This is a genomic window from Hyphomicrobium sulfonivorans (assembly GCF_013306565.1).
Lineage (GTDB): Bacteria > Pseudomonadota > Alphaproteobacteria > Rhizobiales > Hyphomicrobiaceae > Hyphomicrobium_A > Hyphomicrobium_A sulfonivorans.
Window position 1 is genome coordinate 667552 of sequence record NZ_PZPO01000004.1, and the last position, 26677, is coordinate 694228.

General features: G+C 61.1%; 19 protein-coding genes and 2 tRNA genes. 7 read left to right on the forward strand and 14 right to left on the reverse strand.

Annotated features, from left to right (window positions below):
* Positions 1–123: 123 nt before the first annotated feature.
* The 10 genes from rpoB to C6Y62_RS16755 form a co-directional block, all read right to left on the reverse strand.
* Positions 124–4299, reverse strand: a complete 4176-nt coding sequence (gene rpoB / locus C6Y62_RS11360; RefSeq protein WP_068459034.1) for a DNA-directed RNA polymerase subunit beta — start codon at positions 4297–4299, stop codon at positions 124–126.
* 232 nt (positions 4300–4531) lie between these two features.
* Positions 4532–4903, reverse strand: a complete 372-nt coding sequence (gene rplL, locus C6Y62_RS11365; protein ID WP_068459033.1) for a 50S ribosomal protein L7/L12 — start codon at positions 4901–4903, stop codon at positions 4532–4534.
* Between the two features lie 96 nt (positions 4904–4999).
* Positions 5000–5548: a 50S ribosomal protein L10 gene (rplJ, locus tag C6Y62_RS11370; protein ID WP_173953971.1), complete on the reverse strand. Its 549-nt coding sequence runs from the start codon at positions 5546–5548 to the stop codon at positions 5000–5002.
* Positions 5549–5888: 340 nt separating this feature from the next.
* On the reverse strand, positions 5889–6641 hold the full coding sequence (gene rplA / locus C6Y62_RS11375) for a 50S ribosomal protein L1 (protein ID WP_083509390.1): 753 nt from the start codon (positions 6639–6641) through the stop codon (positions 5889–5891).
* Between the two features lie 5 nt (positions 6642–6646).
* A complete protein-coding gene (gene rplK / locus C6Y62_RS11380) occupies positions 6647–7093 on the reverse strand; it encodes a 50S ribosomal protein L11 (RefSeq protein ID WP_068459032.1) in 447 nt (148 codons plus the stop codon).
* A gap of 258 nt (positions 7094–7351) precedes the next feature.
* Positions 7352–7888, reverse strand: a complete 537-nt coding sequence (gene nusG / locus C6Y62_RS11385) for a transcription termination/antitermination protein NusG (protein ID WP_068459031.1) — start codon at positions 7886–7888, stop codon at positions 7352–7354.
* A gap of 62 nt (positions 7889–7950) precedes the next feature.
* Positions 7951–8145: a preprotein translocase subunit SecE gene (secE, locus tag C6Y62_RS11390; RefSeq protein ID WP_068459156.1), complete on the reverse strand. Its 195-nt coding sequence runs from the start codon at positions 8143–8145 to the stop codon at positions 7951–7953.
* A 98-nt stretch (positions 8146–8243) separates the two neighbouring features.
* A tRNA-Trp gene (locus tag C6Y62_RS11395) sits at positions 8244–8319 on the reverse strand.
* 157 nt (positions 8320–8476) lie between these two features.
* Positions 8477–8797: a YbjQ family protein gene (locus C6Y62_RS11400; protein ID WP_068459030.1), complete on the reverse strand. Its 321-nt coding sequence runs from the start codon at positions 8795–8797 to the stop codon at positions 8477–8479.
* A gap of 253 nt (positions 8798–9050) precedes the next feature.
* Positions 9051–11771 (reverse strand): autotransporter outer membrane beta-barrel domain-containing protein, encoded by a 2721-nt coding sequence (locus C6Y62_RS16755; RefSeq protein ID WP_173953972.1) that lies wholly within the window; start codon positions 11769–11771, stop codon positions 9051–9053.
* Between the two features lie 688 nt (positions 11772–12459).
* Here C6Y62_RS16755 and C6Y62_RS11410 point away from each other — a divergent pair.
* Positions 12460–12533, forward strand: a tRNA-Gly gene (locus tag C6Y62_RS11410).
* A gap of 127 nt (positions 12534–12660) precedes the next feature.
* On the opposite strand, the gene C6Y62_RS11415 is transcribed toward C6Y62_RS11410, so the two are convergent.
* Both C6Y62_RS11415 and C6Y62_RS11420 read right to left on the reverse strand, forming a co-directional pair.
* The gene (locus C6Y62_RS11415) at positions 12661–15348 is read right to left on the reverse strand and encodes a GNAT family N-acetyltransferase (protein ID WP_173953973.1); all 2688 of its coding nucleotides are present in this window, start codon (positions 15346–15348) and stop codon (positions 12661–12663) included.
* 246 nt (positions 15349–15594) lie between these two features.
* Entirely contained in the window at positions 15595–15879 is a 285-nt protein-coding gene (locus C6Y62_RS11420; protein WP_173953974.1) for a PepSY domain-containing protein, read from the reverse strand.
* Between the two features lie 260 nt (positions 15880–16139).
* Here C6Y62_RS11420 and C6Y62_RS11425 point away from each other — a divergent pair, with 260 nt between their 5' ends.
* From C6Y62_RS11425 to C6Y62_RS11435, 3 genes are all read left to right on the forward strand, one after another.
* Positions 16140–16514 (forward strand): hypothetical protein, encoded by a 375-nt coding sequence (locus tag C6Y62_RS11425; protein ID WP_173953975.1) that lies wholly within the window; start codon positions 16140–16142, stop codon positions 16512–16514.
* A 142-nt stretch (positions 16515–16656) separates the two neighbouring features.
* On the forward strand, positions 16657–18390 hold the full coding sequence (locus C6Y62_RS11430; RefSeq protein ID WP_173953976.1) for an efflux RND transporter periplasmic adaptor subunit: 1734 nt from the start codon (positions 16657–16659) through the stop codon (positions 18388–18390).
* A gap of 13 nt (positions 18391–18403) precedes the next feature.
* The gene (locus tag C6Y62_RS11435; RefSeq protein ID WP_173953977.1) at positions 18404–21523 is read left to right on the forward strand and encodes an efflux RND transporter permease subunit; all 3120 of its coding nucleotides are present in this window, start codon (positions 18404–18406) and stop codon (positions 21521–21523) included.
* A gap of 66 nt (positions 21524–21589) precedes the next feature.
* Here the strand turns inward: C6Y62_RS11435 and aptA are convergent, their stop codons facing one another.
* A complete protein-coding gene (gene aptA, locus C6Y62_RS11440; RefSeq protein ID WP_173953978.1) occupies positions 21590–22924 on the reverse strand; it encodes an omega-aminotransferase AptA in 1335 nt (444 codons plus the stop codon).
* 241 nt (positions 22925–23165) lie between these two features.
* On the opposite strand from aptA, the gene C6Y62_RS11445 reads away from it, so the two are divergent.
* The 3 genes from C6Y62_RS11445 (at position 23166) to C6Y62_RS11455 (ending at position 24988) form a co-directional block, all read left to right on the forward strand.
* Positions 23166–23900 (forward strand): ParA family protein, encoded by a 735-nt coding sequence (locus tag C6Y62_RS11445; RefSeq protein WP_173953979.1) that lies wholly within the window; start codon positions 23166–23168, stop codon positions 23898–23900.
* Between the two features lie 196 nt (positions 23901–24096).
* Positions 24097–24444: a hypothetical protein gene (locus C6Y62_RS11450; protein WP_173953980.1), complete on the forward strand. Its 348-nt coding sequence runs from the start codon at positions 24097–24099 to the stop codon at positions 24442–24444.
* A 64-nt stretch (positions 24445–24508) separates the two neighbouring features.
* Complete coding sequence (locus C6Y62_RS11455) at positions 24509–24988, forward strand: DUF411 domain-containing protein (protein WP_173953981.1); 480 nt, start codon at positions 24509–24511, stop codon at positions 24986–24988.
* Positions 24989–25023: 35 nt separating this feature from the next.
* On the opposite strand, the gene C6Y62_RS11460 is transcribed toward C6Y62_RS11455, so the two are convergent.
* The gene (locus tag C6Y62_RS11460; RefSeq protein WP_173953982.1) at positions 25024–26484 is read right to left on the reverse strand and encodes an undecaprenyl-phosphate glucose phosphotransferase; all 1461 of its coding nucleotides are present in this window, start codon (positions 26482–26484) and stop codon (positions 25024–25026) included.
* Positions 26485–26677 lie beyond the last annotated feature (193 nt).

Consider the following 26677-nt stretch of genomic DNA (forward strand, 5'->3'; position numbering starts at 1 on the left):
ACCGATCGCGACGATCCTCACGCAAAACGGGCCCAGTGCGTCTGTGAGCCCTCGGAATTCCTGCGCACCCGTGAAGCGCGCTGTCCGGGGCCGTTTCCAGCCCCGGACTTAAACGTCAATCGCTCACTCGGCAGCCGGCGGAAGCTGCGGCTGCGCCTCCGGCTCTGCTTCCGGCGTCGGCTGCGCATCGCCCTCAGGCGGCGACAGCATCGGCGCGTCGGAGTTCTCCAGCTCAACGTTGAGGCTGAGTGCGCGCATTTCCTTCACGAGCACGTTGAAGCTCTCCGGCACGCCGGCTTCGAAGGTGTCGTCGCCGCGGACGATGGCCTCGTACACCTTGGTACGGCCGGCAACGTCGTCCGACTTGACGGTGAGCATTTCCTGCAGCGTGTAGGCAGCGCCATACGCCTCAAGTGCCCAGACCTCCATTTCACCGAAGCGCTGACCACCGAACTGCGCCTTACCACCCAGCGGCTGCTGCGTGACGAGCGAGTACGGACCGATCGAGCGGGCGTGGATCTTATCGTCGACAAGGTGGTGCAGCTTCAGGATGTACTTGTAGCCAACCGTGACCTTGCGATCGAACGGCTCGCCGGTACGCCCGTCGAACAGCGTCACCTGACCGGAGCTGTCGAAGCCGGCAGCCTTCAACATCTCAACGATGTCGGCTTCCTTGGCACCGTCAAACACCGGCGTGGCAATCGGCACACCCTTGGTCAGCGGACCAGCCAGCGCCGCCAGCTCGTCATCCGATGCATTCGGCTTGAGCTGTTCCTGGCTGTAGACCTTCGTCAGCACATCACGCAGCGCCTTCGCTTCACCGCTGGCATTGTAGTCATGCAGCGCGTCGTCGATTGCGCGGCCCAGGCCACGGCAGGCCCAGCCAAGATGCGTTTCGAGGATCTGTCCGACGTTCATGCGCGACGGCACGCCGAGCGGGTTCAGCACCACGTCAACCGGCGTTCCATCCTCAAGGAACGGCATGTCTTCGGCAGGCACGATCCGCGACACGACACCCTTGTTGCCGTGACGGCCGGCCATCTTGTCGCCCGGCTGGATCTTGCGCTTCACCGCGACGAAGACCTTGACCATCTTCATCACGCCCGGAGGCATCTCGTCGCCACGCTGCAGCTTGTCGACCTTGTCGGCAAACCGAAGGCCAAGGCTCTTCTTGGCTTCTTCGTACTGCTTGTTGATGGCTTCGATTTCGGACTGAGCCTTCTCGTCCTTCAGACCGAATTCCCACCACAGGCTGCGCGGCACATCGTCGAGGGTTTCCTCGGTGATGTCGCTCACCTTGCCGGCGGACTTCGGAGCCTTCGCCACTTCCTTGCCGATCAGCACTTCCCGCAGACGCGCAAACACGTTGCGGTCCAGGATCTGCATCTCGTCGTCGCGGTCCTTGGCGAGGCGCTCGATTTCCTCGCGCTCGATCGCCATCGCACGCTCGTCCTTGTCGACGCCGTGGCGATTGAACACGCGCACTTCAACGATCGTACCGGCGACCCCCGGCGGCAGACGCAGCGAGGTATCGCGAACGTCGGAAGCCTTCTCGCCGAAGATGGCGCGCAGCAGCTTCTCTTCCGGCGTCATCGGGCTTTCGCCCTTCGGCGTGATCTTGCCGACGAGGATGTCGCCCGGATTCACTTCAGCGCCGATGTACACGATGCCGGCTTCGTCGAGGTTCTTCAGCGCTTCTTCCGAAACGTTCGGAATATCGCGCGTGATTTCCTCCGGACCCAGCTTCGTGTCGCGGGCCATCACCTCGAATTCCTCGATGTGGATCGAGGTGAACACGTCGTCGGAAACGACGCGCTCGGACATCAGGATGGAGTCCTCGAAGTTGTAGCCCATCCACGGCATGAACGCGACGAGCACGTTCTTGCCGAGCGCCAGATCGCCCAGGTCGGTCGACGGACCGTCAGCGATGATGTCGCCAGCGCGGATCTGATCACCAACATGCACCAGCGGACGCTGGTTGATGCAGGTGTTCTGGTTCGAGCGCTGGAACTTGCGCAGACGATAAATATCGACGCCCGGCTTCGATGGATCGTTCTCTTCCGTTGCGCGGATAACGATACGGGTTGCGTCTACCTGATCGACAACACCGGTACGGCGTGCCGCGATAGCAGCGCCGGAATCGCGCGCAACAACTTCTTCCATGCCGGTGCCGACCAGCGGCGCTTCCGCCTTGATCAGCGGCACGGCCTGACGCTGCATGTTCGAACCCATCAGCGCGCGGTTGGCGTCGTCGTTCTCAAGGAACGGAATGAGCGCCGCGGCCACGGAAACGAGCTGCTTGGGCGAAACGTCGATGTAATCGACCTTCTCCTGCGGAACCAGCAGCACGTCGCCCTGGTAACGGCAGGTGATGAGATCGTCGACCAGGTTGCCCTTGTCGTCGATCTGCGCGTTGGCCTGCGCCACGTGATGGCGCATTTCTTCCATTGCCGACAGATAGACAACTTCGTCCGTCAGCTTGCCGTTGATGACCTTGCGATACGGGCTCTCGATGAAGCCGTACTTGTTCACACGGGCAAACGTCGCCAGCGAGTTGATCAGGCCGATGTTCGGGCCTTCCGGCGTTTCAATCGGGCAGATGCGGCCGTAGTGCGTCGGATGCACGTCGCGAACTTCAAAGCCCGCACGCTCACGCGTCAGACCGCCCGGACCAAGTGCCGACAGACGGCGCTTGTGGGTGATTTCCGACAACGGGTTCGTCTGGTCCATGAACTGCGACAGCTGCGACGAACCGAAGAACTCACGCACCGCAGCCGCTGCCGGCTTGGCGTTGATGAGATCCTGCGGCATCACCGTGTCGATATCGACCGACGACATGCGCTCCTTGATGGCGCGCTCCATGCGCAGCAGGCCGACGCGATACTGATTTTCCATCAGCTCGCCGACCGAACGCACACGGCGGTTGCCGAGATGGTCGATGTCGTCGATGTCGCCCTTGCCGTCACGCAGATCGACCAGCGTACGGATCACCGCGAGAATGTCCTCGCGGCGCAGAACGCGCATCGTATCCGGCGCATCCAGCTCCAGACGCATGTTCATCTTCACGCGGCCAACGGCCGAGAGATCATAGCGCTCCGGATCGAAGAACAGCGAATGGAACAGGTTCGTTGCCGCCTCGATCGTCGGCGGCTCACCGGGACGCATGACCCGGTAGATGTCCATCAACGCCTCTTCCTGATTGGCGTTCTTGTCGATGCTCAGCGTGTTGCGAACGAACGGACCGACGTTGACGTGATCGATGTCGAGGATCGGGAATTCCTTGACCTTCTGATCCTTCAACTCGGCCAGCAGCTCAGCGTCCAGCTCGTCGCCGGCTTCCGCGAAGATCGCGCCGGTTTCCATGTCGACGATATCAGCGGCGATGTAACGGCCAGCCAGATCGTCCGACGAAACCAGCACTTCCTTGAGGCCGCCTTCCGACAGCTCGCGGGCGCGGCGGGCGGTGATCTTCTCACCGGCCTTCACAACCACTTCGCCCGTCTTGGCGTCGGCGAGATCGGCAGCCGGCGTCATGCCGCGCATCTTCTCGGGCACGAACGGCATCTTCCAGCCGCGCTTCGATTCCTTGATCGTGATGTGCTTGTAGAAGTAGCTCAGGATCTCTTCGTCGTTGAGGCCCAGAGCATACAGCAGCGTCGTCACCGGCAGCTTGCGGCGACGGTCGATGCGCACATAGACGATGTCCTTGGCGTCGAACTCGAAGTCCAGCCAGGAGCCGCGATAGGGAATGATGCGTGCGGCGAACAGCAGCTTGCCCGAGGTATGCGTACGGCCGCGGTCGTGATCGAAGAACACGCCCGGCGAACGATGCATCTGCGAAACGATAACGCGCTCGGTGCCGTTGATGACGAAGGTGCCGTTGGACGTCATGAGCGGCATGTCGCCCATGTACACGTCCTGCTCCTTCACGTCCTTGATGGACTTGGAGCCGGTTTCCTCGTTCACATCGAACACGATCAGGCGCAGCTTGACCTTCAGCGGTGCCGAGAAGGTCATGTCACGCTGCATACACTCGTCGACGTCGTACTTCGGCGGCTCGAACTCGTAACGCACGAATTCAAGCGTCGCCCGACCGGAGAAATCCGAAATCGGAAACACCGACTTGAAGACCGACTGAAGTCCATGATCGTCAGAACGGCCACCCGGCGGCTCCTTGACCATCAGGAAGTCGTCATAGGAGCTCTTCTGAACCTCAATGAGGTTCGGCATCTCAGCGACTTCACGAATGGATCCGAATTTCCTCCGGATGCGCTTGCGGCCGTTCAAGGTCTCAGCCATTTTCGCTCCTTGTAATCTGCGCAGGTGACGGCCCGCGCGACTGCTGCCTTCACGGCGAGGGCCGCCAACCCTCGCTTCAGCCTGGAAACGGCTCACCGGAGGGCCCGTTTGGAGGTGGCACAACCCCCAAAAAGACCCTCCGGAGAGACGTCCGTCAGACCGTTGGCGCGGACGGCGAGAGGGAGGAAAAGCTCGGAGAGCTTACCTCTCGCCGCCCGTTGCCGAACGTGTCTTACTTAACTTCTACGGTCGCGCCCTGGTCTTCGAGCTGCTTCTTCAGCTTTGCAGCTTCGTCCTTGGACACGCCTTCCTTCACAGGCTTGCCGCCGGCCTCAACGAGGTCCTTGGCTTCCTTGAGGCCCAGGCCGGTGATGGCGCGGACTTCCTTAATAACGTTGATCTTCTTGTCGCCACCGTTCTTCAGGATAACGGTGAACTCGGTCTGCTCTTCAACGGGAGCAGCGGCAGCGCCCGGAGCCGCAGCAACGGCAACGGCAGCGGCAGCGGAAACGCCCCACTTCTCTTCGAGCAGCTTGGCGAGCTCAGCGGCTTCGAGCACGCTGAGGGCAGAGAGATCATCAACGATCTTTGCAAGATCGGCCATGTTGTAGTTCCTTCGGTTTGAACCAATAAACTGTTGCAGTCTTTCGACATGCGATGTCTGTGACGTCGTGGCGCCCTGAGGGCGCCGCCCTTGCCTTTAAGCGGCTTCGCCTTGGGCTGCCTTCGCCTGGACAACTCGGGCGAGCTGTGCACCCGGCTCCATGATCGTGCGGGCGATCTTCGTCGCCGGCGCGTTGAGGAGACCGATGAGCGTTGCTCTGAGTTCGTCCAGAGATGGCAGTTCGGCGAGCGCTTTGACGGCGTTCGCATCAAGGACCGTGTCACCCATTGCGCCGCCGAGAATGACCAGCTTGTCATTCCCCTTGGCATAGGTGACGGAAGCCTTCGCAGCAGCGATCGGATCTTCCGAGTAGGCAATGATGGTCTGCCCCTTGAAGAGATCCGAGATCGTCTCGTACGAAGTATCCTTGACAGCGAGCTTCGCCAGCCGGTTCTTGGCCACCTTGACCTTACCGCCAGCTTCTTTCACGCGCTGGCGATAGTCAGTCAGTTGGGCGACCGTCATCCCGGCATAGTGGGCGACAACAACCAGCCCCGTGTCTTTCAACACGGTGTTGAGCGTCGTCACGAGCTCACTTTTCGCGGCTCTATCCACCTGCTCACTCCAGTTTACGGACCGGCTCATCGCCGTCCCGCGGGTTGCACCTTGCCGCCGACCGGGCTCACCCGGATGCGGCGACGCTAGTTCTGTCCAACCGCGCGCCTGCGAGAGCGGCACGGTGCTGACCCAGGTTCAAACCGGCTTGCTTCCCCTTGTGGAGAAAAACGAAACCGGGTCGCTCCTGTCTCATGCGGGCCCCTTTTTGGACTTAAGCCATCACTCCAAAGGCGTGACGGCACCCACAGTCTCGGACAGTACTTCCGGAAATAGCCCGCCCCGCCCAACGTGAAGCTGGACGGGATCGGGCTCTAATCCGGCATCAAGCGCCACCCGAAGGTGACGCCCGAATTCTCTTGGCCTCGCCCTACGCGAGCGGCTGACCGCCGCCAAGGCTGGCGGAATCAACCTTGATGCCGGGGCCCATCGACGAGCTGACCGACACGCGCTTTACGTAGGTGCCCTTAGCGCCGGTCGGCTTAGCCTTGACCACCGCATCGACCAGCGCCTTGATGTTCTCCACCAGAGCGTCATCGCTGAAGCTGACCTTGCCAACGCCGACCTGAACGATGCCGCCGGACTTGTCGGCGCGGAACTCGACCGAGCCGCCCTTGGCACCAGCAACTGCACCAGCCACGTCCATCGTCACCGTGCCGACGCGCGGATTCGGCATCAGGCCGCGCGGACCCAGCACCTTACCGAGGCGACCGACAACACCCATCATGTCGGGCGTCGCGATGCAGCGATCGAAGTTGATCACGCCCTTGGCGACCTGCTCAGCGAGATCGTCAGCGCCAACCACATCGGCACCGGCTGCCTTCGCCTCTTCGGCCTTTGCACCCTTGGCGAACACGCCAACGCGCACCGTACGGCCAGAGCCGTTCGGCAGGCTGCAGACGCCACGCACGATCTGATCGGCGTGCTTGGAATCAACACCAAGGTTGATTGCGATCTCAACCGTCTCGTCGAACTTCGCCTTGGCGCGTTCCTTGAGCAGCTTGATCGCCTCTTCGATCGCATAGAACTTGTTGCGATCATAACCCTTGACGGCTTCCGCCATGCGCTTGCCACCGGCAGCGCGGGCTTCCTTGATGACTTCGGGGCTTACCTTAGCTGACATCGCCTTTACTCCTTCACCTGGAGGCCCATGGAACGGGCGGAGCCGGCGATCGTCTTGGCCGCGGCCTCGATGTCGTCCGTGTTCATATCCTTCAGCTTCACCTTCGCAATTTCGCGAAGCTGATCCATCGTGATGGAGCCGGCGACGTCACGGCCAGGGTTCTTGGAACCCGAACCCGGCTTGCCGGTCGCCTTCATGCCAACAGCCTTCTTGATGAGGAACGTTGCAGGAGGCGTCTTCATCACAAAAGTGAAAGAGCGGTCGGAATAGACCGTAATCTTCACCGGGATGGGCGTACCCTGCTCCAGGTCCTTGGTCTTGGCGTTGAACGACTTGCAGAATTCCATAATGTTGACGCCGCGCTGACCGAGCGCGGGACCAATAGGCGGCGAGGGATTAGCCGCCCCCGCCGGCACCTGCAAGTTGATATAACCGTCGATTTTCTTTGCCATGGTATCCCCTAGCACTTGACGGGAAGGGGCATTCCTTCCCAGGGTTAGCGGTGCGACGAGCCTGCCGGCTCTCCCGCGGTTTACCGCAGGGAGGCCCCGTGAGAGGCTGTCCTTGCGGGTTGGAACGGATAGACAATTTGGCCATCCGCCCGAAATTCAATTGACCGATCAAACGCTTCCAGCTGCAGAAACGTCACCGGCCATCAACAGCGCATAACCCGACCACGCTCTGGGCGTAGCCGGGCAAAACACAAGCGCTTAACCTGCCACCTTCTCGACCTGGCCGAACTCCAGCTCGACAGGCGTCGGACGGCCGAAAATCGAAACGGCCACCTTGAGGCGTGAACGCTCCTCGTCCACTTCCTCCACGTGCCCCTGGAAAGAGGCAAACGGACCGTCGGCAACCTTGACCTGCTCGCCAACCTCGAAGGTGATCGACGGCTTGGGACGCTCCACGCCTTCCTTCACCTGATTGACGATGCGCATGGCCTCGTCCTCAGAGATTGGCATAGGGCGATTTTCTGCGCCAAGGAACCCAGTAACCTTAGGCGTATTCTTGATCAAAAGAAACGCCGGGTCCGTCATTTCCATCTTGACCAGCACGTAGCCAGGCAGAAACTTGCGCTCAGCCTGAACCTTGCGACCGCGCTTGACCTCGATGATTTCCTCAGTCGGAACCAGAACTTCCTCGAAGAGGTCGTCCAGCCCGGCCGCCTTGGCACGCTCGCGGATCGACTCCGCCACCTTCCGTTCAAAGTTGGTGTACGCGTGCACGATATACCAGCGCTTCGCCATAGCCGCTCTTTCAGGGCGCGTTTGCGCAAATTCAGTGGACACTAGCTCTCACCGCTCCGGCGTTAACGCCCGCCCAGCACGAGCTGAACCAACCAACCGATGACCTGATCCGTAACAAGAAAAAAGACGGCGGCCAAACTGACCATTATAAGAACCATAATGGTTGTGATCCAGACCTCTTTCCAGGTCGGCCAAGTAACCTTGGAAACTTCCTGGCGAACTTCCTGAATAAACTGGACCGGGTTATATTTGGCCATCAATTCAACTTTCCCGGGCATCATGTGACAACCTGACGCACGCTAGCGTCGGCCGTTTGGACCATCCGACGCCCGCGCCGCGAATGTATCCATGTATCTGGCAGGGGCGGAGGGTCTCGAACCCCCAACCTTCGGTTTTGGAGACCGACGCTCTACCAATTGAGCTACACCCCTATTTTGCTGGGAAAGCGCGCGCTAATCCCCGCAAGGCCGGCATACTTAGCCGAACTTTTTGCCTTTGTCACTTGCTAGTGACGCAATTGCCTCCCCAAGAGGCGCAAGTGCCTCACCCGGGTGGCTAAAATTGCCAGAAGCCCGCACGCTCAGCGTGCTAAACAGGCTCAACCACAACCGCTGTGCCGTACGCCAGAACCTCCGTGACCGCCGAAGCAATCTCGTTAGCATCGTAACGCATGGCGAGAATCGCGTTGGCGCCGCGCTCCTCAGCCTGACGGACAAGCTGGTCGAATGCCTCCTGACGGGCCTCCTCAGCCAGTTTTGTATACAGCGAGATGTGGCCGCCGAAAAGTATCTGAATCGAAGCGCCAATATTGCCGACCACGCTGCGCGAACGCACCGTCAAGCCGCGTACCATGCCCAGATGCTTAACGACCCTGTATCCCGACAGGTCGTTCGTCGTCACGATCAGCATTCGCACCTCCTTGGTCGTCGGATTGGCCACCCACCCGGACGACCATCACCTAATCCGATATGGGTGCGCCAGCAGAAATCGGGCATCATGAGAGCAAGCCGGAAAGACGCTTGCGCCTCGGCCCAAATGCGCGTCGCGGGCAACTGCGGCCGACCATCGGTTTACAAAACCGCTGCACTGTAAGTCGTGGAGATTGCAGCACGGGTGCAGCGCAGAGCGGGAAGACGTGGGCCGCCTTCCCGCTGCATTCACATCACCAGGCGACCTTCACACCCAGCTTACCGTCGTAGGCGTTGCCATCGGCGTGTTCGCCGATGGCGACGAGGTATGAGGCATTGGCGTAGATCGCGGCGCCATCGCCGATGTCGGTCGAGAAGCCTGTGTTGATTTCGAATGTCGTGCCACCCATGTCGGCCGCGAACGGGATGAAGCCGGTGGCGGACGAGAACTTCGTCTTCGGATCGCCGAGGAACTCGTACCAGAAGTTCGGACGTATCCACGCGGTGAAGGTTGACGGTGCTCCGGTCAGCCAGGTCGGCGTACCGAAGTCCTGCGCGAAGCGAACGCCCACGCGTCCCACCAGTGAATTGACGTTATCGAAGTGCACCTGCGCGGCGACATCCGATCCGTTGTTGAGGTTGACGGTCTGATAGGCGAGCTGCGCCTGCGGCTCGATGCTGAAGCCACCCGGCCCGGTGTAAACCGGATAACCACCTTCAAGCGAAGCGCCAAACGCGCCGCCATCGGTTTTCAGTTTGTCGATGCGGTTTGACTTGGCATCAATATCGTACCACGAGCCTAACAGCAGCGCATCCACGTAAGCATTTTCCGGCGTGTAGTGGGTCCAGTAGGCGCCCCATGAGTACGCCATGAACGAATTCTCGCCGGCCTTGCCGTCACCGATGTGCTGCACATCGCCCGAGCCGTGGCCGATGGCGAAGAATGCACCGGCATGATTGCGCGAAGTTCCGACATCGCCGTCGCGATAGAGATCCATGCCGCCCTGGAACGCCCAGAAGTCATAATCGTACTTGGGGCCGGCGCCGTAGATGCCGCCCTTACCACCATCGCGATCGCCGTGCTGACCGATCACACGCGCCCATGCTGCATTCGGTGCGCCTTCAGCGTATGAACTGACCGACGTACCCCGCCGCTCATGCAGCGTGTCGAGCATCAGACGGCCGTAGAGCAGCGTCATTGCCGGCACGGCGGCGTAGAGCGATGTCTCCGGCCGGTAGTTGGGAACATCAGGGCCGCAGATCGGCGCGGAAGGATCGAGTGCGCAGTCGAGAGTTGAGCGCAAGTACCAGGCGTCGGGGTTAGCTGCATCGACGCTGCCGCGGTAGAGCGAATATTCATAGGGACCAGCAATGACCGGGGCGGCAAGTGAGAACAGTCCCGGCATCGTCGAGCCGCCGTTGATCGCATCGACGACAAGGATACCGTTGAGCTGCGTGAGATCACCTGCGCCGCCCGCATTCGCAACACTCAGCAATGATGTGCCGGAAGCGGTGCCGCCGTCGATAACCAGCATATCGGATTGCGAGGCATCACCACCGAGATAGGTGTTGATGCTGAGCGTTCCGCCCTGGCCAACGTAATTGCCGGAGGCGCCTCCGGGCGCAAACGGATCAACCGCAACGGTGAGAATGCTGTCGGGCGTCCCGTTCGCGAGGTTGATGATACCAGCATGGTGCACATCGCCACTCACGGTCAGGCTTTGCGCTGCCTGCACCATCGTCGTGCCGGCATTGACGAACAGGCCGAGCGGATCGCCACTGCCATCCGTGCCGCCGCCGACCAGTAGGTCTGACCCGGAAAAGGTCGCGACAGTTCCACCAGACAGGACGACGGATTCCCAGTTCTGCACCAATGCCGTGTCGATGGTGTAGTTACCGCCATCAAAAGTCAGCGTGTCGATAAATCCGTCGGCGGCGTATACGTCATCACCGCCGTCAAACAACGTGATTTGCGAGATATCGGAACCGGCATAGAACGTAAGCGCATCGCTACCTGCTGCCAGATTAATACCTCCGGCCACGCTGCCCCAGATCTCGGCCTGATCATTACCTTGCGCAGTGAGAATGTAGCCGATGATGCTGCCTGTGTTCTGCAAGTGGATGTCCGCTACAGTCGCAGCGTCAGCCATGAGCCCATAATGGGTGCTGCTGATCGTCCCCGAGTTGAAAACCTCTATCGGAACATTGCTGTTGTTGCTCGAAATATAGACGCCGGCAGGGAAGTAATCTCCCTCCACTTCAACGAATCCCGAGTTGGTTATCGTCGCCGAAGTGAGCGTGGGGGTCACGAGGTCATCCTGAATATTAATGTACAACCCGTTTGTAGTTCCTCCCGGATCCATGGCGGACACAACAACACTGCCCTGGTTCTCGATGCTGACGTCACCGGTACTGTAGCCTGGATACCCCGTCGCGAAATAATTGTAGCCCATACCGATACCAAGATGCCGCCCCGAATTGACAACAATATCGCCGGTATTCAGAAGATCGACGCTCGCGGCGTAAGCACTTATTCCGACCACGAACGCGCCAGAGGTTATCTGACTTCCGTCGATATTAATGCTGCCGGCGTTTTCGGCGTAGTTCACGCCGGACCGTGAAGCCAAGCCCATGCCGATAAAGGTATTCAACGCGGTCGATGCGGCGACGCCTGTTATGTCGCCGTTATTGATATAGGAAAGTCCGCCCACAGTTTCTGTTTGGAAGTGGGCCCCTAGTACTGACATCGTTCTGTCACCATCCGGGATTGCTGTGGCTGTGGCCCCCGTCCACGAGACCGACCCGTTGTTGATGATCGTGAGGCCAGTGTAGTTCGTCGTTATGCTACCTGTAGCCCCGATCACGGAATCGCCGAACGGGTTCTGCAGATCGCCGGTCTCAGTCCAGGTGGCGTCGTTGATGATCGTGCCGTTCAGAACCGGCGATCCGATCGTATAGCTTTCCTCTGTGATCACGCCGGTACAGGTTGTTGTGTCACCGGACGCGAACGTTCCCGCCGGGATTGTGCATGCTGCATGCGCTGGTGGCGTAACTGCTAAAAGACAAACGGAGCTCACGCCGAAAATCTGCGTCAACAGAATGGCTTTCGTTCAATGCAGCGCATCAGCCAGCTCCATGAATAAAATTGCAATCGTCTGAACGAGAAAACAAATCCGCAAAATAAGGCTACTGGCGCACACGCACTTTCAAAGGCACGCTGACAACATTCGCGCCCTGAACTGCTGTTCACTGAACAACGTTGATTCTGCCGGTGGCTGCCAATGGCAATGCCACGTCAAGAGCAGAAGCTTGCCCGACTTCGCAGCTCTTGTTGAATAAATGACACGCTCATCCAGGCCGCAGAGTCTGTCCTTGGATCGATGTGCTGCAGAGTAATTCTCCACCATCCGACGTCAGCTCCAGACGCTATCGCGTGCTTTAACAAACGCGATGTCACGATGCTGCGTTATGCTGGCATCGTCGTCTGGGCTGTTGCGGTTTGATCGCTCCTTGCCTGCCGGATTGAGTACCTGAAAGGGACGAGAATTGCGCCCGGCCGCTCCGGGACTATTCCGGGACAGCCCCGACCGGAACGGCCATTCAATCGGATTTTATCGGGTTGACTGAACGGTCTATTGGAGTAAAAAGCCGAGTTCTGGATACGCGGGTGTAGCTCAATGGTAGAGCAGCAGCCTTCCAAGCTGAATACGAGGGTTCGATTCCCTTCACCCGCTCCAGTTTCCATCGCCTAAAATCATCGGAAATACGCCGTTGCATGGCGGTCTGCGCGTGCATCACGCCATAGCACCGGCCGCGGCCGGCCCCGCGTGAAAGCCCAGCGCTCATTGCCCGCCCCGATCAGCTTTACTTGCTGCCCAGCGCACCCCGCCCCAGATCGAGGCTCAATCGGAACACGTTCGACTGCGGCTCATAGACCGACGTGAAGCCCAGTGACCGACACATCGCCAGCATGCCGGTATTTTCCGCCAGCACATCGCCGATCAACTCGCCCAGCCCTTCCGACTTCGCATAGGCGATCAGATGTTGCATCAGCGCCGATCCGAGCCCCCTGCCCTTCAGGTCTGACCGCACGATCACCGCAAACTCCGCACGCCGGCCATCGGGATCGGCAATCAGGCGCGCTACACCCAGAACCTCGTCGCCGTAAACTGCGATGAACGCCATTTCGCGCGCATAATCGATCTGCGTCATCCGGGCGAAGAAGCGGAATGTGCGCTCTGGCGCCGCCGTGAAAAACCGCATGCGCAGATCGTCGGCGCTGATCCGGTCAAACAGGCGCACATAATGCGGCTCGTCATCAGGACGGATAGGGCGCAACGTCACCTCGCCCATGCCTTCGACAGCGATCGTTCGTTCCCACTCGACGGGGAACGGTCGCACCGCCAACGGCCGGCGCGGTTCCTCGGCTTCATCGGCAATCCGGATGCGGGCATCCAGCGCCACCACGCCGTGCTCATCGGCCAGCAGCGGGTTGATATCGACTTCGCGGATCTCGCGATGACGCGCAACAAGATAGCTGAGCCGCACCAGCGCCATCGCGATGGCATCGAGATTTGCTGCCGGCCGATCGCGATACCCTTTCAGCAGGCCGTAGATGCGGGTTTCGCGCATCATCTGATAGGCCAACTTCAAATCGAGCGGTGGCAGCGCGTGGGCTGTATCAGCCGTCACTTCAACCGCCGTGCCGCCTGCCCCGAACATCATCAGCGGACCGACGGTCGCATCCTCGCTCGCACCGACAATCAGTTCGTGTGAGTTGGCGCGCTCAATCATCGCCTGCACTGTAAAGCCGCGCAGCACCGCATCCGGGCGTAACCGATGCACATTCAGCAGCATCTCTTCGGCCGCCGTGCGGGCTTCGCGCGCAGAGGCAATCGCAAGCCGCACGCCACCGAAATCAGACTTATGCGGCAGATCATCGGACACGATCTTCACTACGCAGGCGCGGTGATCCCGCAACAGTTCCGCCGCATGCAGCTCAACCTGTTCGGGTGTCGCCGCCCGCAGCGTCCGCACCACCGGTATGCCGTAGCTGGCCAGCAGTTCTTTCGCCTTGGCTTCCAGCAGCATCGTGCGCCCCTTGCGGCGCGCTTCGGCGAGAATGTGATCGGCCTTCGCGCGGTCGAACTGCAAGGCTTCGGGCGCCGATGGTGGCACCTGCATCAGCTCTTCCTGCGCCCGGCGATAGCGCACAAGCTGCCAGAACCCTTCAACCGCGGCTTCGGGCGTGGCGAATGTCGGGATATCGGCCTTGGCAAACAGCTGGCGGCTCGGTTCCGCCGCGTCCTCACCCAGCCAACTCGTCAGAATGACCTTGCGCGGCCGCTGCCGACGATGCGCACTTGCAAGATCAACCACCACCTGCGCCGCTTCCTCGCTGGACGCCATCGCGGTGGGGCAGTTCATGACCAGCAGCGCATGCGTTGCCGGATCAGCCAGCAAAATTTCCGCTGCCTTCTGATAACGCTCCGGCCCGGCATCACCGATGATATCGACAGGATTTGCGCGCGACCATGTCGGCGGCAGGCACTCATCGAGCTGCTGCAGCGTCATGGCGGGAAGTTCGGTCAGCTTGCCGCCGAGATCGGCCAGCTCATCGGTGGCGAGCACACCCACACCGCCACCGTTGGTGAGTATGGTCAGCCGCTCGCCATGCAGATGCGGCACCGCAGAAAGAATTTCGGCTGCATCGAAAAGCTGGCGCAGCTCGTTCACCCGCAGCACACCGGCGCGCCGGAAGGCGGCGTTATAGGCGGCGTCTGCCCCCGCAAGCGCGCCTGTGTGCGACATCGCCGCCTTTGCAGCAGCGGCATTGCGGCCCGACTTGAGAATGATGACCGGCTTGACGCGGGAAGCACGGCGCGCTGCGGAGATAAACTTCGCCGCGTCCGTCATTGCTTCCATGTAAATCAGGATCGCGCGGCTGGTGATGTCACCGGCGAGGTAATCAAGAAAATCACCGAAGTCTGCATCTGCCATATCGCCTAGCGATATAACCTGCGACAGGCCGATGCCGCGCGAAGCTGTCCAGTCGACAATCGTCGTCACCAGCGCGCCCGATTGGGAAATGACCGCCAGATCGCCCTTGATCGGCATACGGCGAGAGAAGCTGGCGTTGAGACCGATATGCGGCAGCAAAAGCCCGATGCAGTTGGGGCCTTCGATGCGCAAGCAATAGGTCCGCGCCGCATTCAACATGCGCTGACGCAGTTCGCCCGTTACGCCCGCCGTTATGACGACCGCCGCCCGCGCGCCCTTTGCGCCCGCCTCGGCTATAATGTCAGGAACAGTCTCGGGCGGCGTTGCGATAACGACCAGCTCGGGCACATCCGGCAGCGCCGCCAGCGATTGAAAGCAGCGGACATCCAGAACCGCTTCATGGCGCGGATTGACAAACCAGATCGGTCCATCAAATCCGCCGCTCAACAGATTGCGGGCAACGATCAGCCCGACCGATCCGGGTTCAGGACTGGCGCCCACGAAGGCAACAGAGCGCGGCGCAAGCAGGCTGGAAAGATTTCTGACTGTCACTTCAGGACCGGCCGGGAAGTTGGAGCCTCATGGGTCTGCTCCCCTTCTATAGGCACGGGCAGATGACGGGATCTTAAACGTATGGTCCCGACACATGCTCCGGCGCCGATACCGCAACCGATGGGAGCGCGCTAACCTCTGACCGCATCGTTCGCACGGATCGCGCCTGATGTCCCTCCGCCGATAGAAGAACGCCGACAAAAGAATGGGCAGCGGCCACCGACGACAGCCGCTGCATGGCGCGCATCAGTCGTCGTGCTTTTCGACCAGCTTCAGATCGACCGGATTGTAGTACAGCTCAAACTTCTTGCCGGCCTTGTCCTTCGCATAGACCTCATAGCAACTGCCGACGATCTTGGAGCGCGTGACCGTATAGCCGGCTTCTGTTGCCGCCGCTTCCGCATCCGCCTGGGACTGCCACTTGTCCTTCGGCTCCTGTGTGCAGGTATCAAAGCCGTGTGCAGCCGCCGGAACCGTTAATAAAACGCTTCCCAGTACAACTGAGGCCAAGCCCAGCGCGAAAGTTTTCATTGTCTTTCTCCCAGTGATCGATGTCGAACCCGATGCAACGGTCGCAGTCCGCGCTGCAGCCTGTAACGCATCAACGCTGCTGCTGGCTCCTTTTAACGGTCGCGCCAGTTCTGCAGACCTTTATGACGGAATTGTTGAGGCCAAGCCCCGCGATGCCGCGACATGAGGCATACCTATCAGCCTTGATATGGGCCTTGACGAAATGCTGGGGGCCCGCTTTGCTGTATCCCGTGTCAAGGATATTCAAACGCTGCATCTCGATGCTTGTCGTAGCCGTCGCTCTCCTGAGCGGGGGCCTGCCTGCGTTGCATGACATTCTGACGTTTGAAGCCCACGCACACGGGTTAACGGGTGCCCACTCCCACACCTCAGCCCAATCGCATGGCGATGCCATCAAGGCGTCTTATGCCGCTGCGGGCCAGCAGGCTCCCGCATCCGATCACCATCCTGCCAGCGGCGATCAGGACTGCACCCACGTGCACGTCCATTGCTGCGCAGTTTCGGCGTTGCTGGGCAGCTCCACGCTGCTGCCGCGCCTGTCAGACGCTGGCCAGCTGCGGCTGGAACGGCAAGCTGCGCTGCCCTATGGGCAGTTGCCCTACCCTCCGATGCGGCCGCCCAGAACCGCAGCTTGATGCGCGCCCTTCGGCGCGCCGTTTGTTGCTCAGCGCGCCGCCGGCCTTGATTGCGTCTCCCTGACGAACCGGAGACCAGCAACAATTCCCGCACCACGCGACGCGCTGCCCGCGATGCTTCAAGCTTCGGAACGCCGCCGCCATGACACGCCAATTATCACGCACCATCCTAGCCCTCGCTGCGCTCGCCTGCGCCGCAACCGCCCACGCGCACGGCGATGGGGATCACTCCCACGATGAACCCGTTGCGCAGGAATCGGCGGCCGCGCCGCAGCTTGAAATCTCCGGCGATGGGATTGAGCTGGTTGGCGAAATTGCCGATCGCAAGCTCACGATCTATCTCGATCGCAGCGCCACCAACGCGCCGGTCGAAGAAGCCGAAATCAAGCTCACCGTAGACGGCATTGCCGGCGGCTCGGCAAAGCGCATCCGCGCTGGAACGTTCGAGATCCCGGCGCCGTGGGCCGATGATCCTGGCCTCAAGCCGTTGCAGTTTTCGGTCGCAATCGATGGCAAAGCGCAGGTGCTCGCCGGCGACATGACCATTGCGGAGGCCGCGCACGAACACGCCGCCACACCACAGACCTGGGAAGCAGCGCTCAGCAATTTTTACACCTGGGTGATCGCCGGCTTTGCCACGATGTTCGGCTTTGTGCTGGCGTTTGCCTTCCGCCCCATCCGCCTGCCTGCTGCCACTGATGAAGCCGCGGCCACGTCGGCGCCAAACGATCACGGCGCGCCGCATTCACGCACATCAGCCATCAGCGCAGCATTTGCAATCGGCGCCATCGCAGCGGCAGCCCTGATGCCGGGGCAAGCACGCGCGCACGAAGGACACGATCACGGCGCCGAACCTGAACTGCCGGCCGGAGCGCAGAACGCCGCCCCACGGCGATTGCCCAATGGCGACGTGTTCCTGCCCAAAGCCTCCCAACGTCTGCTCCATGTGCGCACCGTCATTGCAGAGCGCCAGAAAACGCGGAGGGCGCGTGAGCTGATCGGCTCTGTCGTGCCCGATCCATCGTTTTTCGGTCAGGTGCAGGCGCCCATGGATGGCCGCATTGAGCTGGCCAAGCGCGGCATCTCGCATGTCGGCGAACGGGTGAAGGCCGGCGAGGTGCTGGCGTTTCTGGCGCCCAGTATTCCCATTGCCGACCTTGGCACCATGCAGCAGCTGCGGGCCGAGGTTGCGGGCAAGCTCAAGATTGCAGAACAGAAGCTCGCCCGGCTGAAGCGCATCGCCACCGTTGTTGCGCAGAAGGAAATCGACGACACCCGCACCGAGCTTGAAGCTTTGCGCGAGCAACAGAGCGTGCTGCAAAGCAAGGATGCCGAGCTCATGCCGCTGAAAGCGCCGGTGGATGGCGTCATTTCGGTTGCCAATGTGCGTGCGGGCCAGGTTGTAACAACGCGCGAAACGCTGTTCGAAATCGTCGATCCCGATCGCCTCTGGATCGAAGCGATCAGCGGCGCGGAGCATACCGATCCCGACATCAGCAATGCCTATGCCATTGACCTCGACAATCACTCGCTGAAGCTGACGCTGGTCGGGCGCGCGCCTTCACTGCGGCAACAGGCGCAGCCGCTGCAATTCCGCATCGACGAGCCCCACGAAGGGCTGTCGATCAACTCCGCCGTGAAGGTTCTCATCCAGCAGGGCGCGCCCGTCGAAGGCGTTGTGCTACCCGCCGCTGCGGTGGTGCGCGCGGCCAACGGCATGGCCCGCGTGTGGGCCAAGGAAGGGCCGCAGCTTTTCCGCCCGCTGCCCGTTCGCGTTGCCCCACTCGACGGCGAGAATGTGCTGGTGCTCGATGGCGTTCCTGAAGGCGAACGCATCGTGACGGACGGCGCCGAACTCATCAATCAGGTCCGGTGAGGAGCAAGCAGCCATGTTCGACACTATCATCCGCACCAGCCTGAATAACCGGCTGTTCGTCATCATCGCTGCGCTGGCGTTGACCATTTATGGTCTCATTACGCTGCGCGAATTGCCCGTCGACGTGTTCCCCGACCTCAACCGCCCGACAGTAACGCTGATGGCGGAGGCCGACGGCCTGGCGCCGGAGGAGGTCGAGCTTCTCGTCACCTACCCGATCGAAACCGCAATGAACGGCATGCCCGGCGTCAGCCGCGTGCGATCCGTATCAAGTGCCGGCCTCTCGATTGTCTATGTCGAGTTCGAGTGGTCGGTCGAGATCTATCGCGCGCGGCAGCAGATTTCCGAACGCATTCAGCTCGTGCGCGAGCAGCTGCCCGCCAATGTCGCCGCGCAGATGGGCCCGATTTCATCCGTGATGGGTGAGATCATGCTGATCGCGATGTCCAGCACTACCGTCGATGCGATGACACTTCGCGAACTGGCGGACTTTACCGTACGCCCGCAACTGCTCACCGTTCCGGGCGTGGCGCAGGTCATTCCGATGGGCGGCGAGGTGCGGCAGTATCGTGTCATTCCCGATCCACGCCGCATGAGCAGCCTCAACATCGGCTTTGATGCCATCGAAAAGGCCATCAAGCAGTTCGGCTCCAATACCGGCGGCGGCTTCGTCGATCTCAACATGCGCGAATACCTCATTCGCAACATCGGGCGCACAACCCAGATCGAGGATCTGCGCAACCTTGCCGTCGCCTATCGCGACGGACACGCCATCACGCTGCGGCAGGTTGCGGATGTTGATTTCGCCGCGCGCACCAAGCGTGGTGACGCCGGTGTCAACGGCAAACCCGCCGTCATTCTGGCCGTACAGAAACAGCCCAGCGCTGATACCGTTCGCATTACGCAACAGATCGAAGCCATGCTGCCGGAGCTGCAGCGCGTGATGCCTGAGGGTGTCACCACCACCGACATCCAGTTCCGTCAGGCCGGCTTCATCGAAACATCCATCAACACGCTGATGCGCGTGCTGGTGGAAGCGCTGGTCTGCGTCGCAATCATCCTGTTCATATTCCTGTTCAACTGGCAGACGACGTTCATCTCACTCGTCGCCATCCCCCTGTCGGTTCTTGCAACGCTGCTGGTGTTCAGCGTGATGGGCATGTCCATCAACGTCATGACACTTGGCGGACTGGCCATTGCTGTCGGCGTGCTGGTGGACGATGCGGTGGTCGACGTCGAAAATATTTACCGGCGTTTAGGGTTGCACAGGGAAGCCGGTGGCAGCGACGGGCGCAGCCTAATCAGCGTCATCGCCGACGCCGCGATGGAGGTGCGCTCCGGCATCGTTTACGCCACCATCGTCATCGTTCTGGTGTTCCTGCCGGTGTTCGCGCTCTCAGGCATCGAAGGCCGCCTGTTTACGCCTTTGGGCATCGCATTCATCGTTTCCATTCTGGCCAGCCTCGTCGTCTCACTTACCGTAACGCCGGTGCTCAGTTACTGGCTGCTGCCGCGCATGCGCAATCTGTCGGATCACGACACAATGCTGGTGCGGGGTCTCAAGCGCGCGCAGGCGGCAGCGCTCAGGTGGTGCTTCCGTCGTCCATCATTCGTCATCGGCGTCCCCGTCGTTGCCGTCATCGCCGCCACCATTGCGGGGCTGGCATTGCCGCGCGCATTCCTGCCCACCTTCAACGAGGGCACGGTGCTCGTCGGCGTTGTCCTGCAACCGGGCATCAGCCTGGCGGAATCCGACCGTATCGGCCGCATCGCCGAGGAACTGATCGCGGAAGTTCCCGAAGTGCGTTCCGTGGGGCGCCGCACAGGCCGCGCTGAACTCGATGAACACGCCGAGGGCGTTCACAACAGCGAACTCGATGTCGACATCGTCGCTTCCGATCGCAGCCGTGAAGATGTGCTGGCGGATATCCGGCGCAAGCTTTCGATGCTACCCGCCAGCATCACGGTCGGACAGCCGATCGCGCATCGCCTCGACCACATGCTGTCAGGCGTCCGCGCCCAACTCGCGCTGAAGATATACGGCGACGATTACGATACGTTGCGCGGACTTGCCGCCCAACTTGAAGATCGTCTGCGGACCATTCCCGGCATTGTCGATCTGCAGACGGAAAAGCAGGTGCGCATCCCGCAACTGCAGGTGCGCGTCGATTACGCCAAGGCCGCACTCTATGGTCTCAACCCAAACCAGATCACCGAAGCACTGGAGGTTCTTTCCAACGGTCAGGTCGTGTCGCAGATTGCCGATGGCTCAAAGCGGTTCGACGTCGTGGTCCGGTTGTCGGACGCTGATCGCAGCAGCCGTGCTCTTGGCGAGATGCTGATCGAAAGCCCCGGCGGCCGCATTCAACTCTCGTCCATCGCCGACATCAGCGACACCGACGGCCCCAATCAAATTCAACGCGAGAACGGACGCCGACGCATCGCCGTGTTTGCCAATACCGACGGCAGCGACATGGCGGCGATCGTTGAAAACATCCGCAAGGCCATCGCAACCGAGCAACTGCCACAGGGCTATTTCGTCCGCCTTGAAGGGCAGTTCCAGGCGCAGGAAGAAGCATCGAGCCTCATCGCCATGCTGTCGCTGGCATCGATGATGCTGATTTTCGTCGTGCTCTACAGCCGCTATCAATCGGCAACGCTGGCGCTCATCATCATGGGCAACGTTCCGCTGGCGCTGATCGGCAGCGTTGCTGCGCTGTGGATCGCCGATCAGCCATTCTCGGTCGCCAGCGCCATCGGCTTCATCACTTTGGCTGGCATCGCGGTCCGCAACGGCATCCTGAAAATCAGCCACTACATCAATCTGGTGATGTTCGAAGGCGAGCAATTCGGCCAACGGATGGTGATGCGCGGCACGCTAGAACGTCTGCGGCCGGTGCTGATGACGGCACTGTCAGCCGGCGTCGCTCTCATCCCGCTGCTGATCGGCGCCGACGAACCGGGCAAGGAGATCCTGCATCCCGTCGCCGTCACCATCGTCGGTGGTCTCATCTCGGCAACGTTGCTGGATGCATTCCTGACGCCGACGCTGTTCCTGATGTTCGGACGCAAACCGCTTGAACGACTGGTTGCATCGCGTGCGAACAGCTCCGCACCGCAAGAGGCCTTCTAACGGAACGGCTCAACAAGACAGCAGGTGGCTCCGAACGCCGGAGCCGCCTTCCCTGCTCCGCTACAATCAATCGTCAACGGATTGCAGAACTTCCCCCAGCGTGCCGATGAGATGATCTATCTCGTCCTTCGAGATGATCAGCGGCGGCGCGAGCGCGATGATGTCGCCCGTTGCACGCACTAAGATGCCGCGACGGAACGCTTCCAGGAACCGCGCATGCGCTCGCCTGCCCGGCGCATCGGCAATGGGTTCAAACTCAATCGCGCCGATCAGTCCGATATTGCGGATGTCGAGCACATGCGGCAGCCCGACGAGACTATGCACGCGCTCCTCCCAATAGGAGGCCAGCTCACCCGCACGCGTCAGCAAACCTTCCGCCTGCAACACATCCATCGTTGCAATGGCGGCAGCGCACGCCAGCGGATGGCCGGAATAGGTGTAGCCGTGGAACAGCTCGATGGCGCTCTCCGGCCCCTGCATGAACGCATCATATATTTCACCGCGCACGAACACGGCGCCCATCGGCACCGCGCCGTTGGTCAGCCCCTTGGCGCTGGTGATGATGTCTGGCCTCACCCCGAAATACTCGGCTGCAAACGGAGCGCCGAGACGCCCGAACGCCGTGATGACTTCGTCGAAGATCAGCAGGATGTCGTGCTTAGCGCAGATCGCCGCCAGCCGCTGCAAATATCCCTGCGGCGGCACATAAACACCGGCCGAGCAGGCAACCGGCTCAACGATCACCGCCGCAATCGTCGAGGCATCGTGCAGCGTGATCAGACGTTCCAGATCGTCGGCGAGATCGGCACCGTGCACCGGCTGCCCGCGGCTGAATGCGTTGCGGTCGTGATCGTGCGTATGGCGCAGATGATCGACACCGGCCAGCAGCGGCCCAAACATCTTGCGGTTGGCGCCGATGCCGCCGACTGCCGTGCCGCCAACATTGCTGCCGTGATAGCCGCGCTCACGCCCGATAAGGCGCGTCTTGCCGCCGTTGCCGCGCGCGCGATGATAGCCCAGCGCGATCTTCAGTGCGCTGTCGACCGCTTCCGATCCCGAATTGCCGAAGAACACATGATCGAAGCCGGGCGGCACGATATTCACCAGACGCGACGCACACTCGAACGCCTTCGGATGGCCCATCTGAAACGTGCCGGCGAAATCGAGTTCACCCGCCTGCTTGCGGATTGCCTCGACGATCTCCGGACGACAGTGGCCAGCGTTGACGCACCAGAGTCCTGACGTTCCGTCCATCACACGCCGGCCGTCGGCGGTGGTGTAATACATGCCCGACGCTTCAACGAAGAGACGCGGCGCCTGCTTGAAGCTTCGATTGGCGGTGAATGGCATCCAGTACGCATCAAGATCGTTGGTCTGCAGCGACGACATTGCATTGCTCATGGGCGTTGAGTTCCGTTTCACATCGATGCCTTTGCCGCCTGCCGAACGGCGCTGTTATCCGATACGACAGGCGCGATGCATCCCCGCACCCATATGATCGCATCGGAAGGTGAAGCCAATCCCCACCGCCAATCCCATTGGCCGCCACATTTTCACTCGCTCCGCGCCAAGCTGCCGCCGTTTTTTAACCATAGGCATTACGGCAGCGGGATCGGTCAACAGTAGTACGCGTGGGGGTTTTATGACTGTCGTGGTCGCGTTCCTGAGCCGCAAGGGCGGCGTCGGCAAATCAACGATGGCGCGCGCGCTATGCGCGGTTGCCGCCCGCAAAGGCCTCAAAACCAAGCTTGCCGATCTCGATCCGGCCCAGCGCACCGCCAGCCGGTGGCAGCGTCTGCGCGACCGCAATCTGGTGCTGCCATCCATTTCCGTCGCCGCTTTCGACAACGCGGATTCCGCTGTCGCGACGTCGTCCGATGCCGATCTCCTTATTATCGACGGCCCCGGCCAGAACCTTGAACTGACCGCCGAGATCGCCAGCGTCGCGCACACGGTCGTCCAGCCGTGCGGCGCCTGCTTTGACGACCTGCAACCGGCCATGGAGCTGTTTTACAATCTGGCCAACGCAGGCGTACCGAAGGCAAGGCTGCAGATCGCCCTGTCGCGCCTGTCCGAACCCGGTGAGGAAACAGCAGCCCGGGCCTATGTCGATGTCGCAGGTTTCTCCGTGCTTCCCGGCGCCATCATGGATCACGCGCGTTACCGCGAAGCGCACAATCGTGGTCTCGCCTTCATTGAAATTCCCGGTGAAGATCTCACCGCTTCGGCCGGCCACCTGCTAGGCGCTCTGCTCACCCGCGTGCTCGACAAGCACCGCTTGCTTCAGGCCGCCGCTACCGCCACGCGGGAAAACACCCCTGTGTTGAAGTATCCAGCTCCATTTGCGCCGCCGCCGCCTCAGCCGGCCTACTGCTAAAGTCGCACACCCTATTCTCGCGAGCGGCCGCCCATCAGGCCGCCTCGCCTGCAGATAGCCTCGAAGCCTCGGCACTGTACCCCCGCGCTTTACCGCATTCCCGGCACGATATTTTAAGCGTACGCATCGTTTGCGCTTCATCCTCGGACGGAACGCTTTAGCGTCGCGCAGACAATCGGTCGAAGGCGGTATCGGTGTGGCTGAGAAAATCGAACTGAACCCGGATTCCAAAGCTGGCGGAGCAGCGCTGCCCCGTTCCGCTGCCGCACAGCCGACTGCCACCGCAAGCGACACCAAAGAGCAGCGGCCCGGCGGCTATTCGCATTACGACATTGCCGCCCTTGCGCGCCAGCGGGACTACCAGGCCGAGATAGACCGCGCCTCTGCCCTGCTGTGCTCGGTGCAGCCGGATCTTGTCGCCGGCGAAGTGATACCGGTTCAGAGTGTCACCAGCATGCGATCGCGTTGGCCGGTTCTGCTGCTGGTCGCTGCCACAGCGCTTTTCTGGGCCGCCATTGTCTGGTTCATCGCGTCGCTGCTCTGACGCGCTGGACCAATCCCGGCCTTGTGCTAGCCTGCTGACAGCATGCAGCGGCAAGGGAAGCGCAATGATCACCCGCAGAAAAGTGGTTGCCGGAATCGGCGCAGCTTCAGCGTGTTTTATTGCTTCCGCAGCCCATACCGCCCGCGCCGCGGATGAAAGCCTGCCCACCGTCACGCTGCACAAAGATCCCAATTGCGATTGCTGCACCGAATGGGGCAAGCACATTCAGGCCGCTGGCTTTGAAGTGCACGCGATCCAGTCAAAGTCGGTCAAAGCTCTGAAGGACACGCTCGGCGTTCCAAGGGATCTTGCCGGCTGCCACACCGCTATCGTCGATGGCTATGTGATCGAAGGGCACGTTCCGCCCGACGCGCTGTTGCGCCTGTTGAAGGATCGGCCGGAGGCAATCGGGCTGGCTGTAGCCGGCATGCCCATGGGGTCGCCGGGCATGGGCGGGGCGCCGGAGGAATATGACGTCACGCTGTTCACGCGCTCATCGCGGCAGTCATTCGGACGGTATCGGGCCAGCACCCGGATTGGCTGACGCGCGCAATTGTTCTCGCGCGCCGCATCCATTTCTCAATGGGCGTTGCGATAGGCCTTCGGCGAAATCACCGTCCACAGCAGGATGAGAAAATCGCGCGAGAGCGACCAGTGCTCGATGTAGAACAGGTCGTATTCAACGCGCTTCTGCATCTTGTCCGGCGTATCGGTTTCACCGCGCACGCCATGCACCTGCGCCCAACCGGTGATGCCCGGCTTCACGTTGTGGCGGCTGGCATAGCGCGCGATGACATGCTCATACTCGCGGTTATGCGCCAGAGCGTGCGGACGCGGGCCCACAAGTGACATCTCACCCTTCAACACATTGATGAGCTGCGGCAGCTCATCGAGATTGGTCGCGCGCAACCAGCGGCCGACACGCGTGATCCGCGCATCGCCCTGCGTTGCCTGCCGCACCACGGGGCCATCGTCCAGCGTCGTCATCGTGCGGAATTTGAAAATGCGGAACGGCTGCTGGTTGAAGCCATAGCGGCGCTGGAAGAAGAACACCGGCCCCGGACTATCGAGCTTGATGAGCACGGCAATCGCCGCCAGCAACGGCGCCAGCAACACCAGCCCAACCGCAGACAGCACGATATCGAACAGACGCTTCTGCAGCAGCTCGAAACGCGACAGCGGCAGGCGCACAAGCTGCAGGCTGGCAATCGGCCCAAGCCGGGTCAGCCGGGCGTTGCTGTACTTGTCCAGCGTGTAGCCGGGCAGCAGATGGATTTCCGCCGGCAACGTCAGCAGCATTTCAATGCAGCCTTCCACCACGGACTGATCGGCCCACGATGTGAGGATGAATACCGCATCGGGCTCGAGCTGGCGGATGCTGGGAATGACGGCCTCAAGCTCGCGCGTCAGGGCGCGCTGGCGCTCAGATACCGAGCCCGACTGCACCGCAGCGCTGAGAAAACGGCAGCCAACGATTTCGATGCCGCCACGGCGCGGCTTCTGCTCCGCCAGAAAGCGCTCGATCTCACCCGCATTGCCAATCAGAAAAATGCGCTTGGTGGCGATGACGTGCGAGCCCGTGTAATGGCGCACGAGCTGCACCGCGACGAGGCGCTGAACCAGCAGCGCGGCAAGGCCGGTGGAGAAATACATCAGCAGCCAGCCGCGCGAATAATCGTCGGTGACCTTGCCGATGAAGGCGACAATCAGCAGGCCAACAAAGGTGATATTCCAAAGTTGCAGCGTCCGCCGCGTGTGGGGCGCAACGCTGAGAAAATTGCCCAGCTGATATTCGCCGCGAAACAGGTTGGAGATCACCACCACCGTTGCGATCACACCGCCAAGGCGCATGTACGAATAGACGTCACCGGGGCCGCCGTAGACAAACTGGTGATAGGCCACGCCGCTGATCACAGCCATCGCCACAATGCACAGCACATCGCCTATCGCGATCGCGACCGACAGCAGCTCGCCTATCAGGCGCTTGCGACGGCGCTGACTTGCGACTGCTCCATGGCGTGAAATCAGAGTGTGGCTCATCGAAAGCAAGGCATCCAGTTCGTGAGTCAGCCCGGGCGGCTGGCTTCAACCCTGACAAGGCAAGCCCTGTGCCAAAGTGAAACCCACGGCGAAAGCGCCCGCTCGCCACGTATCAACGGTTTGGATACCATAATCCGTCGCAGGACAAAGCATTGCGCGGCATCGTGGCGTCTCATAAAGGCACGCCTGGGAC